The organism is Pseudomonas sp. 18-147 (assembly GCF_051048045.1).
In the GTDB taxonomy this organism is placed as follows: Bacteria; Pseudomonadota; Gammaproteobacteria; order Pseudomonadales; family Pseudomonadaceae; genus Pseudomonas; species Pseudomonas aeruginosa.
In genome coordinates, this window is record NZ_CP182296.1 from 4,664,505 (window position 1) to 4,679,539 (window position 15,035).

Sequence of the window (15,035 nt, forward strand, 5' to 3'; positions counted from 1 at the left end):
CCGGGCATCAAGGGGCGCTGGCCGCCCGGCCCCGCATCGCTCTGGCGCGGGGCCGGCATGGCATCAGAGCCCTTGCTCGACGAAGCGCTGGGCCAGGGCCAGGGCCTCGTCCAATTTCGCTGCATCGGTGCCGCCGCCCTGGGCCATATCCGGGCGTCCGCCACCTTTGCCACCAACTGCCGCCGCGGCTTGCTTCATAAGCTCGCCGGCCTTCAGTTGGCCGGTCAGGTCCTGGGTCACGCCTGCGACCAGTACGACCTTCCCGTCCAGCTCGCCGCCGAGCAGGATCACTGCGCGGCCGAGCTTGTTCTTCAACTGGTCGACCAGCGCCAGCAACGCCTTGCCGTCCAGACCATCGAGGCGCGCGGCGAGTACCTTCGCGCCCTTGATTTCCACCGCCGCCGCCGAAAGATCGTCGCCGGCCGCGCTGGCAGCCTTGGCCTTGAGCTGTTCCAGCTCCTTCTCCAGCGAACGGTTGCGCTCCAGCAGGGCGCCGAGCTTGTCCAGCAGGTTGTCGCGACTGCCCTTGACCAGGCTGGCGGCTTCCTTGAGCTGCTCCTCGGCACCGTTCAGGTAGGCCAGCGCCGCCGCGCCGGTGACCGCCTCGATACGGCGTACGCCGGCAGCCACGCCACCCTCGCTGGTGATCTTGAACAGGCCGATGTCGCCGGTGCGGGATACGTGGGTGCCACCGCACAGCTCGACGGAGAAATCGCCGCCCATGCTCAGTACGCGCACCTGGTCGCCGTACTTCTCGCCGAACAGCGCCATGGCGCCCTTGGCCTTGGCGGTGTCGATATCGGTTTCCTCGGTCTCGACCTCGGTGTTGCGACGGATTTCGGCGTTGACGATATCCTCCAGGGCCTTCAGTTGTTCCGCCTTGATCGCCTCGAAGTGGCTGAAGTCGAAACGCAGGCGCTGGCTGTCCACCAGCGAGCCCTTCTGTTGTACGTGGTCGCCCAGTACCTGGCGCAGCGCGGCATGCAGCAGGTGGGTCGCGGAGTGGTTGAGCGCGGTGGCCTGGCGTACCGAGGCGTCGACCTCGGCCTTGACCGCGCCGCCGACGCTCAGGCTGCCCCGGGCGACCACGCCATGGTGCAGGTGCGCGCCGCCAGCCTTGGTGGTATCGCGCACGTCGAAGCGCACGCCAGCCGCCTCGAGGTAGCCACTGTCGCCGACCTGGCCGCCGGACTCGGCGTAGAACGGCGTCTGGTCGAGGACCACGACGCCCTCCTCGCCCTCCTCCAGGCGCTCGACGGCCTGGCCGTCCCTGAACAGCGCGACGATCTGCCCGGCGCCGGAGACGCCCTGATAGCCGAGGAAGCGGGTCTCGCCGTCGACCTTGACCAGGCTGTTGTAGTCCATGCCGAAGGCGCTGGAAGCGCGGGCGCGCTCGCGCTGGGCCTCCATCTCGCGCTCGAAGCCGTCCTCGTCGATGGTCAGCTCGCGCTCGCGGGCGATGTCATTGGTCAGGTCGACCGGGAAGCCATAGGTGTCGTACAGCTTGAACACCACGTTGCCGGGAATCACGCTGCCCTGCAGTTCGGCGAGGTCCTGTTCGAGGATCTTCAGGCCTTGCTCCAGGGTCTTGGCGAACTGTTCTTCCTCGGTCTTCAGCACGCGCTCGATGTGCGCCTGCTGTTGCTTCAGCTCGGGGAAGGCATCGCCCATCTCGGTGACCAGCGCTGCGACGATCTTGTGGAAGAAGGTGCCCCTGGCGCCCAGCTTGTTGCCGTGGCGGCAGGCGCGGCGGATGATCCGCCGCAAGACGTAGCCGCGACCCTCGTTGGACGGCAGTACGCCGTCGGCGATCAGGAAGCTGCAGGAACGGATGTGATCGGCTACCACCTTCAGCGACGGCGCGTCGTCGTTGGCGCAGCCGATGGCCTCGGCGGAGGCTTTCAGCAGGTTCTGGAACAGGTCGATCTCATAGTTCGAGTGCACGTGCTGGAGTACCGCGCTGACACGCTCCAGGCCCATGCCGGTGTCCACGCTCGGGGCCGGCAGCGGGTGCATGACGCCGTCCGCGGTGCGGTTGAACTGCATGAACACGTTGTTCCAGATCTCGATGTAGCGGTCGCCGTCCTCTTCCGGCGAACCGGGCGGGCCGCCCCAGATCTCCGGCCCATGGTCGAAGAATATCTCGGTGCAGGGACCGCAGGGTCCGGTATCGCCCATCGCCCAGAAGTTGTCGGACGCATAGGGCGCGCCCTTGTTGTCGCCGATCCGCACCATACGCTCGGCGGGCACGCCGACTTCCTTGGTCCAGATGTCGTAGGCCTCGTCGTCGGTGGCGTAGACGGTGACCCAGAGCTTTTCCTTGGGCAGGTTCAGCCATTTCTCGCCGGTGAGGAACTCCCAGGCGTAATGGATGGCGTCGCGCTTGAAATAGTCGCCGAAGCTGAAGTTACCCAGCATTTCGAAGAAGGTGTGGTGCCGCGCGGTGTAGCCGACGTTTTCCAGGTCGTTGTGCTTGCCGCCGGCGCGCACGCATTTCTGGCTGGTGGTCGCACGGGTGTAGGCGCGCTTTTCCAGGCCGAGGAAGCAGTCCTTGAACTGGTTCATGCCCGCGTTGGTGAACAGCAGGGTCGGATCGTTCGCCGGGATCAGCGAACTGGAAGCGACACGGGTGTGTCCCTTCTCTTCGAAGAAGCGGAGGAAGGCTTCACGGATTTCAGCGCTTTTCATAGGTTCTTCCACGGAAAATTGGCGGCCACGAATCGCCGGCAAAGGGCCGCATTATATCGGCCCTTGGGCAAGGTTGTAGTGTATTTGCGCGATAGTTATTGCCTATTGCCGACCTTTTCGCTTATGAGCGACGAAAGGCCGCGAAGGCATCCAGTACTTGTCCTATGGACTCGGCGGAAACGTCCAGGTGGGTGACCAGGCGCAAACGCGCCGCCGCGCTGATCCGCACCCCGCGCTCGGCGAGGAAGTCGCGCAGCGCGACCGCCCGCTCGCCGACATCGACGTAGACCATGTTGGTCTGCACCGGCTCCACCGCATAGCCCAGTTCGCGCAGCCCGTCGCCCAGGCGCGCGGCGTTGGCGTGGTCGTCGGCCAGGCGTGCCACCTGGTGATCGAGGGCGTACAGGCCGGCAGCCGCCAGCAGACCGGCCTGGCGCATCCCGCCGCCGACCATCTTGCGCCAGCGACGGGCCTTGCCGATCAGTTCGACGCTGCCGCAAAGCACCGAGCCCACCGGCGCACCGAGGCCCTTGGACAGGCACACCGACACCGAGTCGAAGTGCCGGGTGATTTCGCTGGCGTCTACGCCCAGCTTCACCGCTGCGTTGTACAGGCGCGCGCCATCCAGGTGCAGGGCCAGGCCACGCGCGCGAGTGAAGGCGCGCGCCGCGGCCAGGTAGTCGAGCGGCAGCACCTTGCCCTGCATGGTGTTTTCCAGGGCCAGCAGGCGGGTCTTGGCGAAATGGAAGTCGTCGGCCTTGATCGCCGCCGCGACCTTGTCCAGGTCGAGCGATCCGTCGGCCTCGCCGTCGATCGGCTGCGGCTGGATCGAGCCCAGCACCGCGGCACCGCCGCCCTCGTATTTGTAGGTATGCGCCTGCTGGCCGACGATGTATTCGTCGCCGCGCTCGCAGTGGGCCATCAATCCGAGCAGGTTGCTCATGGTCCCGGTCGGTACGAAGAGCGCCGCGGCGAAGCCCAGGCGCGCCGCCAGTTCGGCCTCCAGGCGGTTGACCGTAGGGTCCTCGCCATAGACGTCGTCGCCCAGTTCGGCCGCGGCCATGGCTTCGCGCATGCCGGCGGTGGGCTGGGTGACGGTGTCGCTGCGCAGGTCGATGACAGGCACGGAGGGCTCCTCGGTTCGGCGGAAAAGCCCGATCCTACGGCGCTCTACCGACAGCCACAAGGGAAGTCGAGAAATCTTCCCGGCCGCAACGGAAACGGAGCGCCGAAGCGCTCCGTCATGATCGAGAGGGAAGGCCGATACGCCTCAGAGCTTGGCCGGCACCACCAGGATTCCGGCACGCAGGCCGTTCTTCACCCGTGGATTGGGGAAGATGATGCGCGCGCCGACCTCGTCCACCACCCAGCGCGTGCCGCCGATATCCTCGGCCAGCAGGTAGCCCGGCGAGAGTTCGGTGAAGTTGGCCACGTCGTCGTCGAGGTGCAGGCGGAAGTGGTCGCTGTGCTTGATCACCTCGCGCGACACGCTGAACAGCTTGAGGCCGTCGAGCCGGGAGCCGTCCGGCTGTTCCTCGCTGCCGTCGATCAGCAGCTCCAGGCTCCGCTCCAGGCGCTCCAGGTTGACCTCCTGGTTCTCTCCGAACGGACGTGCCTTGCCCAGTTCCAGGGTAAAGGCCTCGGCGCCGAGCTGGCCGTAGGTGTAGGCGCTGAAGGTGATGCCCGGCTTGTTCTGCAACAGCACCGCCTCGATGCCGGCGTCGCGCAGGCGGGCCAGTTCGCTGCGGGAATGCTCGCGGCCCTCGGCCCAGGGGTAGAGGGCGAACTGCTCGATCTTCGAGCCGCGGATCGCGGTATGCAGGTCGTAGTGCAGGTGGACTCGCTCGGTCTTGCTGAAGAACACCTGGGCCAGGCGCTCCAGCTCGGCGGCACGGAAGGCCTCGTTGCCACTGCCCTCCTCGTGGCGACCGTTGAACAGGCGGTTCATGTCCTGTTCGACGTAGCGCTCGCCGCGGCGGATGGCTTCGGGGTTGCCGAACAGGAAGAGGACCCTGGCGGCAGGCTTGAGGGTGCCAGCGGCGACCTTGCGGATCAGCCGTTCGAGCAGTTCGATGGGCGCGGTCTCGTTGCCGTGGATACCGGCCGAGAGCAACAGGTCGACGCCGTTATCGCGGGCGCCGATCGGCGTGACTTCCAGCGCGCCCTCGGCCAGCCAGTGCAGGCGGGTGCCGTCGGCGGTGAGCTGGATCTTCTCGGTCGGCTCGCGGCCGGCCAGGGTCAAGTCGAGCAGTTTGCCGAGGGCGAGCATGGGATGTCCTCAGTCAGTGGGTGTGGTCGCAGCCGCAGTCGGGGCCGTGCTCGTGGTCGTCGCCCTCTTCGATCGGCTCCATCTCCAGTTGCAGGCTGACCAGGTTGGTCGCCATCGGCCGCAGCAGCAGGTTGGTGTATTCGGTATCGCCGTCTTCGACGTCGACGCCGATCAGCAACTGGCCGTTGCCGGCTTGCTGGACCCACACTTCCTTGCCCTGCCAGACCACGGCGAAACGGGTGCAGGAAGTTTCCAGCTGGGTGCCGTCGGTATCTTCGAGGATCAGTTGCAGGCTATCGGACATGGTGGCGAGGCTCTCAATCGAGTTGGAAGGAATAAACCGAGCCCAGTTTAAGGATCTGCGTCAGTTCATCCAATGCCGTCCGGCACTCCAGCAGCAGTTGGGGGTCGGCCAGGTCGGTCTCGCTCAGGCGGTCGCGGTAGTGCCGGTCGACCCAGGCTACCAGCGTGTCGTACAGGCCGGCGCTCATGATCACCCCCGGATTCACCGCCGCCAGCTCCCGTTCCTGCAGCGCCACGCGCAAGCGCAGGCAAGCCGGACCGCCGCCGTTCTGCATGCTCTGCTTGAGGTCGAAGACCTTCACTTCGCGGATCGGACCGTCGTCGCCGGTGAGCTGGTCCAGGTAGTTCCAGACCCGCGGGTTGTTCCGACACTCCTCCGGTACCACCAGCAGCATCGAACCGTCGGCCTTCGACAGCAGTTGGCTGTTGAACAGGTAGGACTTCACCGCGTCCTCCACCGCGACCTGGTCGCGCGGCACGCAGATGGCGCGGAAGCGGCCGCCGCGGCGGCCCAGCTTGTCGTGCAGTTCGGCAAGGACCTTCTCGGTATCGAGGAAGGCGTCCTCGTGATGGAACAGCACCTCGCCATTGCCCACCGAGATCACATCGTTGTGGAACACGCCCTGGTCGATCACCGCCGGGTTCTGTTGAGCGTAGACCACTCCGGCCTCGCTCAGCCCGTGCAGACGCGCGACGGCCTGGCAGGCTTCCAGGGTCTGGCGCGCCGGATAGCGTTGCGGCGCCGGGAAGCGACTGTCGAAGGCGCTGCGACCGAAGACGAAGAACTCCACGCCGGCATCGCCATAGTCCTTGCAGAAGCGCGTGTGGTTGGCCGCGCCTTCGTCGCCGAACTGGCTCACTGCCGGCAACGCCGCGTGATGGGCGAAATGCCGCTCGTCGTTGAACATCGCCGCCAGCACGCGGCTGGTGGTGGGATGCTCGATGGATCGGTGGAACTTGCAGTTCAGGTTGGCCGCGGTGAAATGCACGCGGCCATCGGCGGTGTCGGCACTCGGGCTGACCGTGGCGGCATTGGCGGTCCACATGCTCGAAGCCGAGCTGCAGGCGGCGAGGAGAGGCATCGCTTCCTTCGCCGCGCGGCGGATCACCTCCTCGTCGCTGCCGGAGAAGCCCAGGCTACGCAGCGCAGCGGTATCCGGGCGGGCTTGCGGAGCGAGTACCCCCTGCTTGAAACCCATCTCCATCAGCGCCTTCATCTTCGCCAGGCCCTGCTTCGCCGCTTCCTTCGGGTTGGACACCGCCTGGCTGTTGCTTTGCGAAGCGACATTGCCGTAGGACAGGCCGCCGTAGTTGTGGGTCGGGCCGACCAGGCCGTCGAAATTCACTTCATGGGCATTCATAGGCTGATCCCGGGAGTCAGGGTGGCAGGAAGGGACACGCTGGGGCTTTCCAGCGAGGCGACCGGATAGGCGCAGTAATCGGCGGCGTAGTAGGCGCTCGGCCGGTGGTTGCCGGACGCGCCGATACCGCCGAACGGCGCGCTGCTGGCGGCGCCGGTGAGCTGCTTGTTCCAGTTGACGATGCCGGCGCGGCTTTCCACGAGGAACTGCTCGAAACGCTCGCGGGAATCCGACAGCAACCCGGCGGCCAGGCCGTACTGGGTGGCGTTGGCTTCACGGATCGCCGCAGCGAAATCGGAGTAGCGGATCACTTGCAACAGCGGCCCGAAGAACTCTTCGTCCGGTCGCTCGGCCACCGCGCTGACGTCGAGGATGCCCGGGGTCAGCAGGGCGGCGCCGTCGATCGGCTGGGTCATCGCCAGCAGCGGCTGTGCGCCCTTGCCGATCAAATGCTCCTGGGCCTTGAGCAGGTGCTCGGCGGCGCTCAGCGAAATCACCGCGCCCATGAACGGCGCCGGCTGTTCGTCGAAGCGACCGACCCGCAGGGTAGCGCTGACCGCCACCAGGCGCGCCAGCAGTGCGTCGCCCCAGGCGCCCTGTGGCACCAGCAGGCGGCGGGCGCAGGTGCAACGCTGGCCTGCGGAGATGAAGGCGGACTGGATGATGGTGTAGACGGCGGCGTCGAGGTCGGCGACCTCCTCCACCACCAGCGGGTTGTTGCCGCCCATCTCCAGCGCCAGGATTTTCTGCGGCTGGCCGCCAAACTGGCTGTGCAGCAGGTTGCCGGTGCGACTGGAACCGGTGAAGAACAGACCGTCGAGCCCACCGTGGGCGGCCAGCGCGACGCCGGTTTCGCGACCGCCCTGGACCAGGTTGAGCACGCCGGCCGGCAGGCCGGCCTCGATCCAGGCCTTGAGCGTCAGCTCGGCGACCTTCGGGGTCAGCTCGCTGGGCTTGAACACCACGCAGTTACCGGCCAGCAGCGCCGGGACGATATGCCCGTTGGGCAGGTGGCCGGGGAAATTGTAGGGACCGAATACCGCCACCACGCCATGCGGCTTGTGCCGCAGCACGGCGGTAGCGTCGGCCAGCGGACCGGATTTCTCGCCGGTGCGCTCGCGGAACGCCTGCACCGAGATCGCCACCTTGTTGACCATGCTGGTCACTTCGGTGGCCGACTCCCACAGCGGCTTGCCGGTTTCCTCGCCGATCACTCGGGCCAGCTCGTCGGCGCGGGACTTGAGGGTCGCAGCGAAGCGCTCGAGCAACTCGATGCGCTGCTCCAGCGGGCGCCGCGCCCAGGCCGGGAAGGCCTCGCGGGCGGCACGCACGGCGGCATCGACCTGGGCGGCGTCAGCGCCGCGCCCGGACCAGACCACGCCCTGGCCAACCGGGTCGAGGGACTCCAGGGTCTCGCCCTGGCCCGCCAGCCACTGGCCGGCAATGTAATGGGTACTCATCATCGACTCCTCGGGCGCCCTCGCCGGGACGCCTCCATCAGGCTTTCAAGCGCGCTTCTGCGCCGACAGCGGCACCGCGCGTACCGAGGCGCCGGCCGACAGGCGCAGGCGCTTGGCAGTCAGCGGATCGACCACCAGGGTGCCGGCGGCGGCCCGCGCCGGCGCGGCGGTGATGCGACAGTCTTCGCGCTTGCGGTTGTGGATCAGGTAGGGCTCGGCGTCGTCGCCGGGAGTGCCCACCGCCAGCACCAGGTTCTGGCTCTCGGCGATGGCGCGGATCTTGTCGGTCTCGGCCTCGATCGCCGGGCCGGCGTCGAAGATGTCGACGTAGCCCTGGTAGCTGAAGCCCTCGGCCTTGAGCATGGCCAGCGCCGGCTCGGTGTTCGGATGGACGCGGCCAATCACCCCGCGCGCCTCCTCGGAGAGGAAGCAGGTGTAGAGCGGGAACTTCGGCATCAGCTCGGCGATGAAGGCCTTGTTGCCGACCCCGGTGAGGTAGTCGGCCTGGGAGAATTCCATCTTGAAGAAGTGCCGGCCGAGGCTTTCCCAGAATGGCGAACGCCCCTCCTCGTCGGACATGCCGCGCATCTCGGCGATCAGCTTGTCGCCGAACAGGTGGCGGAATTCGGCGATGAACAGGAAGCGCGCGCGCGACAGCAGCTTGCCGTTGAGGCCGCTGCGGTGGTCGGCGTGGAGGAACAGCGAGCACAGCTCGGAATTGCCGGTCAGGTCGTTGGCCAGGAACAGCGTGGGGATCTCGCGATGGATGTTGAGTTCCTGCGAGGCGCTCACGGTGAGGCCGACCCGGTAGTTGTACCAGGGTTCGCGAAGCCCTACCGCTCCGGCGATGGCGGAGATGCCGACGACCTTGCCGGCGTCGTCCTCGAGGACGAACAGGTAGTCGGCGTCGCCGCGTTCGGCCTCGCCACGGAAGGCCTTCTCGGCCCAACTGACGCGATGCTGCAGGCGCTGCTCGTTGGCCGGCAGGGTGGTCAGGCCGGTGCCGGTGCTGCGCGCCAGCTCGATCAGGGCCGGCAGGTCGGCGCTGGTAACAGGACGTACGATCATGACTGGCTCCTTCAGACCGCTACCAGGCGCACGCTGGCGCCTTCGCCGACGCCCAGGGCCTCGGCGGCTTCAACACTCAGGGCCACCGGCTTGCCGGGCGCCCAGTCCAGGTCCAGCACGACCGCGCGGAAGTCCTGCAACTGGCCGTTGGTGACCAGGTATGGACGCCCGCTCTTCGGCGCCTCGCCGATCTTCACCGGAACCACCCGGCTCTGGGCGATCGAGCGAATCCCCGAGGTGCGCGCGTGCAGGGTCGGGCCGCCATCGAAGATGTCGATGTAGTTGTCGGTCTCGAAGCCTTCGCGCATCAGGATGTCGAAGGTGATCTGCGCTCGCGGGTGAACCTGGCCCATGGATTCCTGGGCGGCATCCGGCAACAGCGGCACGTAGATCGGATAGTGCGGCATCAGTTCGGCGAGGAAGGTGCGGCTCTTCAGCCCGGAGAGCTTTTCCGCCTCGATGTAGTTCAGGTCGAAGAAGTTGCGCCCGACCGCGTTCCAGAACGGCGATTCGCCCTGCTCGTCGCTGTAGCCGACGATCTCCACCACCACCGCGTCGGCGAAGCGCTCCGGATGGCTGGCCATGAACAGCAGGCGACCGCGCGAGTTGAGTTCGGCATAGACGCTCTGCACCAGGTCGCGCTGTACGTAGAAACTGGTCAGCAGGCTGTTGCCGGTAAGGTCGTGGCACAGCGAGAGGACATGGATCTTGTTGTGGATCGACAGCGAGCGCGAGGCGTGCACGAAGGTTTCGTTGCGGAAGCTGTAGAACGGTTCCGAGAACCCGGCCGAGGCGACGATCGCCGAGCAGCCGACCAGCTCGCCGCTGGCGCTGTCCTCGAGGACGAAGAAATAGCTTTCCTCGCCGTTGTAGCTTACCTCCGCGGCGAACGAGGCCTCGGAAGCGAGGATCTTGTCGCGCAGGCGTTCGGCGTCATCCGGCAAGGACGTGACGCCTACCGGGCTGTCCGCCGCCAGACGCTGCACCTGTGGCAGGTCGGCCGCTTGGGCGGGGCGCATCACCAACATGGCGTCACTCCTTTCTCAGACAACGATGATTGCCGCATCCATGCGCGGGACCGCGGCACCTTCCTGTGCCACGGTTTCGAACGTCCAGCAGGGAAGATCCCGCGCCACGCACGGCGGCACGGTTCCCGGCTCCGGCGCGGGCCGCTCCGGGATGTCGCATCGGGTACCCCGGCCTGCGCCGGGGCTCCGTGGGTTCGCTCAGCCGCGGACCAGCTTGGCCACGGCGCGCTCGAAGCGCTCCAGGCCTTCGTCGATCTCGGCGTCGTCGATCACCAGGCTCGGCGCGAAGCGCACCACGTCCGGGCTGGCCTGGAGCACCATGACCGCCTCTTTCTCGGCGGCGTTGAGCACATCCCTGGCCTTGCCCTTCCACTCGTCGGTCAGCGCCGCGCCGATCAGCAGACCCATGCCGCGAATCTCGCCGAAGATGCCGTACTCCTGGCCGATCTTCTGCAGGCGGGACTTGAAGCGCTCATGCTTGGCCTTCACGCCATCCAGCACTTCCGGGGTATTGATCACGTCCAGCGCCGCCTCGGCCACCGCCGACGCCAGCGGGTTGCCGCCGTAGGTGGTGCCGTGGGTGCCGACCGACAGGTGCTTGGCGATCTCGCCGGTGGTCAGCATCGCACCGATAGGGAAGCCGCCGCCCAGGCTCTTGGCGCTGGAGAGGATGTCCGGGACCACGCCGTAGTGCATGTAGGCGAACAGCTCGCCGACCCGGCCCATGCCGCTCTGGACCTCGTCGAAGACCAGCAGCGCGTTGTGCTCGTCGCACAGCTTGCGCGCCCCTTCCAGGTAGGCCTGCTGCGCCGGCAGCACGCCGCCCTCGCCCTGGATCGGTTCCAGCACCACGGCGCAGGTCTTGTCGGAGATCGCCGCCTTCAGCGCTTCCAGGTCGTTGTAGGGAACGTGGGTGATACCCTCGAACTTGGGCCCGAAGCCATCGGAATACTTCGGCTGGCCGCCGACGTTGACGGTGAACAGGGTGCGCCCGTGGAAGCTGTTGCTGGCGGCGATGATCTCGTACTTCTGCGGGCCGTAGACATCGTTGGCGTAGCGGCGAGCCAGCTTGAAGGCCGCCTCGTTGGCCTCGGCGCCGGAGTTGGCGAGGAACACCCGCTCGGCGAAGGTGGCGTCCACCAGCTTGCGCGCCAGGCGCAGGGCCGGCTCGTTGGTGAAGACGTTGGAAACGTGCCAGATGCGCTGGGCCTGCTCGGTGAGCGCCTTGACCAGCGCCGGATGCGCGTGGCCCAGGGAGGTCACGGCGATGCCGCCGGCGAAATCGATCAGTTCGCGGCCGCTCTGGTCCCAGACGCGCGATCCCTCGCCTCGCACCGGGATGAAGGCGGCGGGGGCGTAGTTGGGGACCATATACCGGTCGAAATCGGCACGTTCTACCTGCGCATGGGGAGCGGACATCGGTGTTTCTCCTGCCTGAAGGCGGCTATCGATGAAAGGATTGTAGGGATTGGGACCGGGCCGGCATTGCCGCCATGCGACAACTTGTTATAGCGCCAACCCGGGAATTTCCGCGGCTTTCGGAAATGCGACAGAAAGCATCGGGAAGGCGCAGTGTAAACGCGCGATGCACTCGGGTGCATACTTCTTCTACGCCGCCACGCGGGCGGGAACAGCAGGGAAACAAGCCATGCCCATCGAGGGAATCGACTACCGTCTCGTCTTCGCCTCCGACGTCAATCCGCGCGACGGCCTCGGCCTGGAGTGCTGGCGCGGCGAACAGCCGCTGTTCGAGGTCTTTCGCGACGACGCCGGCCGGCGTTTCGTGGTCAACCTGTTCGCCAGCGACGTTCCGCTGGAACTGCTGGAGGCGATCATTCCGACGGCCCGTCGCGAACTCGGCGACTTTCCGAGGCGATCCGCCTTCCGGGGCGTCGCAAAGCCCGACTGAAAACGCCGCGCCGTTGGCGATCAGCCGCGTTCGACGGGAGTGAAGGTCGTCTCGAAGGCGCTGCCGCCGCGCCGCTGGTTGCGGTCCTCGCGCGGAGTGACGCCGAAGAAGTTGCGGTAGGCGCTGGAGAAGTGCGGCCCGGAAGAGAAACCGCAGGACAGGCCGATCTGGATGATCGACTTGCTGGTCTGCATCAGCATCTGCCGCGCGCGGTTCAGGCGCAGCTCCAGGTAGTACTGGCTGGGTACGCGGTTCAGGTATTGCTTGAAGATCCGTTCCAACTGGCGCCGCGAAACGCACACATGCTGGGCGATCTCGTCGGTGGTCAGTGGCTCCTCGATATTGGCTTCCATCAGCAGTACCGCCTGGGTCAGCTTCGGATGGCTGGAGCCGAGGCGATTCTTCAGCGGGATGCGCTGGCGCTCGTTGCCTTCGCGGATGCGCTCCACCACCAGCTCCTCCGAGACCGCGCCGGCCAGTTCAGCGCCATGGTCGCGGGACAGCAGCGCCAGCAGCAGGTCGAGTACCGCCATGCCGCCGCAGGCGGTCATGCGGTCGCGATCCCACTCGAACAGGTGGTTGGTGGCGATGACCTTGGGGAAGCGCTCGGTGAAGTCATCGTGCCAACGCCAGTGCACCGCGGCGCGATAACCGTCGAGCAGGCCGAGCTGGGCCAGCGGGTAGATGCCGGCGGACAGTGCGCCGATCGCCGCTCCCGAACGCGCCAGTTGCTTGAGCGCCAGGCCCAGCGCTGGCGACACCGCCGCCGGCGCCTCGTCGGCGACCAGGAACAGCCGCGAGCATTGCTCCAGCCTGCCGTTCCAGGCCGTTCCCGGCAGGCGCCAGCCCTCCTCTTCGGCCGGCGCTTCGGCGAGCAGGAACAGCGGCTCGTAGAGCGCCTCGGGGTGCAACCGCCGGGCCGCCCGCAGGGCTTCCTCGGCAAGCGATAGCGTCAGCGCGCGGGTGGCGGGCCAGAGGAGGAAACCGATGCGTTGGGGTTGGGCAGTCATGGGAGCAGCTTAGCCGGCCTCTGCGATGAATGTTACTTGAGGCTGCCGGAGAGGAACTGCTTGAGGCGGTCCGACTGCGGGTTGGCGAGGACTTCCTTCGGGCAGCCGTGTTCCTCGACCAGGCCCTTGTGCAGGAACACCAACTGGTTCGACACCTCGCGGGCGAAACCCATCTCGTGGGTCACCACCACCATGGTGCGACCTTCCTGCGCCAGGTCCTGCATGACCTTCAGCACTTCGCCCACCAGTTCGGGGTCGAGCGCCGAGGTCGGCTCGTCGAACAGCATCACTTCCGGCTCCACCGCCAGCGCCCGGGCGATCGCCACGCGCTGCTGCTCGCCGCCGCTCATGTGCGCCGGGTAGGCGTCCTTGCGGTGCGCCACGCCGACCTTGGCCAGGTAGTGCTCGGCCTTCTCGATGGCTTCCTTCTTCGACACGCCGAGCACATGCACGGGCGCCTCGATGACGTTCTCCAAGGCGCTCATGTGCGACCACAGGTTGAAATGCTGGAACACCATCGACAGGCGCGAGCGCATGCGCTGCAACTGGCGGGAGTCGGCGGCCTTCAGCGCGCCGTCGCGGCCAGGCACCAGCTTCAGCTCCTCGCCGTTGAGCAGGATCTTGCCGGCGTGCGGCTGTTCCAGCAGGTTGATGCAGCGCAGAAAGGTGCTCTTGCCGGAACCGCTCGAGCCGATGATGCTGATCACGTCGCCCGCTTTCGCCGCCAGCGAGACGCCCTTGAGCACCTCGTGGCTACCGTAGCGCTTGTGCAGGTCTTGGACTTCCAGTTTGTACATGTGTGTGTTCTCGGCTAATCAGTCGCTGAGCAAGCGTCCCTGACGGATCGGTTGACGACCGGCCACCTTGGCCAGCCAGAGTCCCGGCTGCGCGTAGCGCATCCGTTCGATGGCGAAAAGCACGCCGGAGACCCCGGCGCACACGGTGCTGGCACGGTCGGCCAGGGGATCGATGACCTGGAACAGCGGTTCGCCCGCCTCCACCCATTCGCCCGGCCGGCGCAGGAAACTCACCACGCCGGTATGCGGGGCGTGGACGTATTCGGTGCCTTCGAAGGGCAAGCCTTCGCAGCAGGCTTCGGGCGCCGCCGGCCATTCGCCCTCGACGAAGCCCTGCTCGGCGAGGAAGGCCAGGATCGCCGCGGCGTTGGCCTCGGCCTGCTGCGCCGTGGTATCGGCCTGGCCGCCGAGTTCGACGGTGGTCGCCAGGCAGGCCAGCGGCAGCTCGGCGCGCGGATACAGGCGCGACAGGCGCAGCCACGGCACCGAGCAGGCCTCGTCGAAGGAACCGCCGCCGGACTCCTCGGCGAGCAGCCCGACGGCGGCGCCCAGGCGTGCGGCCAGGGAGGCGAAGGCGGGCCATTGCTGCGGCAGGGTATAGAGATGGATGGCGGCCTCGAAGTCGCAATGCAGGTCGAGCACCAGGTCGGCGTCGCAGGCGTGGCGATAGAGCAGGCGCTGCATGCCCTCCAGTTCCGAGGTCGCCGGCGGCAGGGCGTCCAGCGCCGCGCGCAGGGCCTGGCGGACCAGCGCGACATTGGCCGCCGGATCGCTGCCGAGACGCTCGCCGACGCTGTCGATCACCGCGTCCAGCAGGTCGGGGAAATCGCGATTGAAGTTGCGCCCGCTGCTCATTTCGAAGCGCCCCTGGTGCAGCGCCTGGATCATCTGCCCGAGACCGACCGGATTGGCCACCGGCACCAGCTCGACGGTGCCGCGCAGGCGGCCTTCCGCCTCCAGCAGGCGCAACCGCTGCTTCAGCTCCCAGGCGGTGCGCATGCCCGGCAGCTCGTCGGCGTGCAGGCTGGACTGGATGTAGACCTTGCGCGCGCCGCAGCCGAAGCGGAACACGCTCAGGCGCTTCTCGCTTCCCAGGGTGCTCCACGGCAGCAGGTGGTCGATACGCTCCATGCGGTCCTCCG

Annotated in this window: 13 protein-coding genes; 1 reads left to right on the top strand and 12 read right to left on the bottom strand. The window is 67.1% G+C overall.

Annotation, left to right across the window (positions count from 1 at the left end):
* Positions 1 to 63: 63 nt before the first annotated feature.
* From alaS to aruC, 9 genes are all read right to left on the bottom strand, one after another.
* On the bottom strand, positions 64 to 2,688 hold the full coding sequence (alaS, locus tag ACM0M4_RS22125) for an alanine--tRNA ligase (protein ID WP_054376014.1): 2,625 nt from the start codon (positions 2,686 to 2,688) through the stop codon (positions 64 to 66).
* 121 nt (positions 2,689 to 2,809) lie between these two features.
* On the bottom strand, positions 2,810 to 3,814 hold the full coding sequence (gene ltaE, locus ACM0M4_RS22130; RefSeq protein ID WP_054376015.1) for a low-specificity L-threonine aldolase: 1,005 nt from the start codon (positions 3,812 to 3,814) through the stop codon (positions 2,810 to 2,812).
* Positions 3,815 to 3,958: 144 nt separating this feature from the next.
* Positions 3,959 to 4,957: a succinylglutamate desuccinylase gene (astE, locus tag ACM0M4_RS22135; RefSeq protein ID WP_003134260.1), complete on the bottom strand. Its 999-nt coding sequence runs from the start codon at positions 4,955 to 4,957 to the stop codon at positions 3,959 to 3,961.
* A 13-nt stretch (positions 4,958 to 4,970) separates the two neighbouring features.
* A complete protein-coding gene (locus ACM0M4_RS22140) occupies positions 4,971 to 5,261 on the bottom strand; it encodes a hypothetical protein (RefSeq protein ID WP_003085959.1) in 291 nt (96 codons plus the stop codon).
* A gap of 13 nt (positions 5,262 to 5,274) precedes the next feature.
* Positions 5,275 to 6,621, bottom strand: a complete 1,347-nt coding sequence (gene astB / locus ACM0M4_RS22145; RefSeq protein ID WP_003085956.1) for an N-succinylarginine dihydrolase — start codon at positions 6,619 to 6,621, stop codon at positions 5,275 to 5,277.
* Positions 6,618 to 8,084 (bottom strand): succinylglutamate-semialdehyde dehydrogenase, encoded by a 1,467-nt coding sequence (astD, locus tag ACM0M4_RS22150; RefSeq protein ID WP_115288845.1) that lies wholly within the window; start codon positions 8,082 to 8,084, stop codon positions 6,618 to 6,620. The genes astB and astD overlap by 4 nt, the downstream gene beginning before the upstream one ends.
* 42 nt (positions 8,085 to 8,126) lie before the next feature.
* The gene (gene astA, locus ACM0M4_RS22155; protein WP_003110258.1) at positions 8,127 to 9,149 is read right to left on the bottom strand and encodes an arginine N-succinyltransferase; all 1,023 of its coding nucleotides are present in this window, start codon (positions 9,147 to 9,149) and stop codon (positions 8,127 to 8,129) included.
* A gap of 11 nt (positions 9,150 to 9,160) precedes the next feature.
* On the bottom strand, positions 9,161 to 10,177 hold the full coding sequence (aruF, locus tag ACM0M4_RS22160; RefSeq protein WP_003085950.1) for an arginine/ornithine succinyltransferase subunit alpha: 1,017 nt from the start codon (positions 10,175 to 10,177) through the stop codon (positions 9,161 to 9,163).
* Between the two features lie 198 nt (positions 10,178 to 10,375).
* Positions 10,376 to 11,596, bottom strand: coding sequence for a bifunctional succinylornithine transaminase/acetylornithine aminotransferase (aruC, locus tag ACM0M4_RS22165; RefSeq protein ID WP_003085948.1), 1,221 nt, complete (start codon positions 11,594 to 11,596; stop codon positions 10,376 to 10,378).
* A gap of 166 nt (positions 11,597 to 11,762) precedes the next feature.
* Here aruC and ACM0M4_RS22170 point away from each other — a divergent pair, with 166 nt between their 5' ends.
* The gene (locus tag ACM0M4_RS22170; RefSeq protein WP_073624907.1) at positions 11,763 to 12,086 is read left to right on the top strand and encodes a hypothetical protein; all 324 of its coding nucleotides are present in this window, start codon (positions 11,763 to 11,765) and stop codon (positions 12,084 to 12,086) included.
* A 20-nt stretch (positions 12,087 to 12,106) separates the two neighbouring features.
* On the opposite strand, the gene argR is transcribed toward ACM0M4_RS22170, so the two are convergent.
* The 3 genes from argR to ACM0M4_RS22185 are packed head-to-tail and all read right to left on the bottom strand — an operon-like array spanning position 12,107 to position 15,024.
* The gene (gene argR, locus ACM0M4_RS22175; RefSeq protein ID WP_003085944.1) at positions 12,107 to 13,096 is read right to left on the bottom strand and encodes a transcriptional regulator ArgR; all 990 of its coding nucleotides are present in this window, start codon (positions 13,094 to 13,096) and stop codon (positions 12,107 to 12,109) included.
* 32 nt (positions 13,097 to 13,128) lie between these two features.
* A complete protein-coding gene (gene aotP / locus ACM0M4_RS22180) occupies positions 13,129 to 13,893 on the bottom strand; it encodes an arginine/ornithine transport ATP-binding protein AotP (RefSeq protein WP_003085940.1) in 765 nt (254 codons plus the stop codon).
* A gap of 18 nt (positions 13,894 to 13,911) precedes the next feature.
* Positions 13,912 to 15,024 (bottom strand): M14 family metallopeptidase, encoded by a 1,113-nt coding sequence (locus ACM0M4_RS22185; protein ID WP_003085938.1) that lies wholly within the window; start codon positions 15,022 to 15,024, stop codon positions 13,912 to 13,914.
* Positions 15,025 to 15,035: the final 11 nt, after the last annotated feature.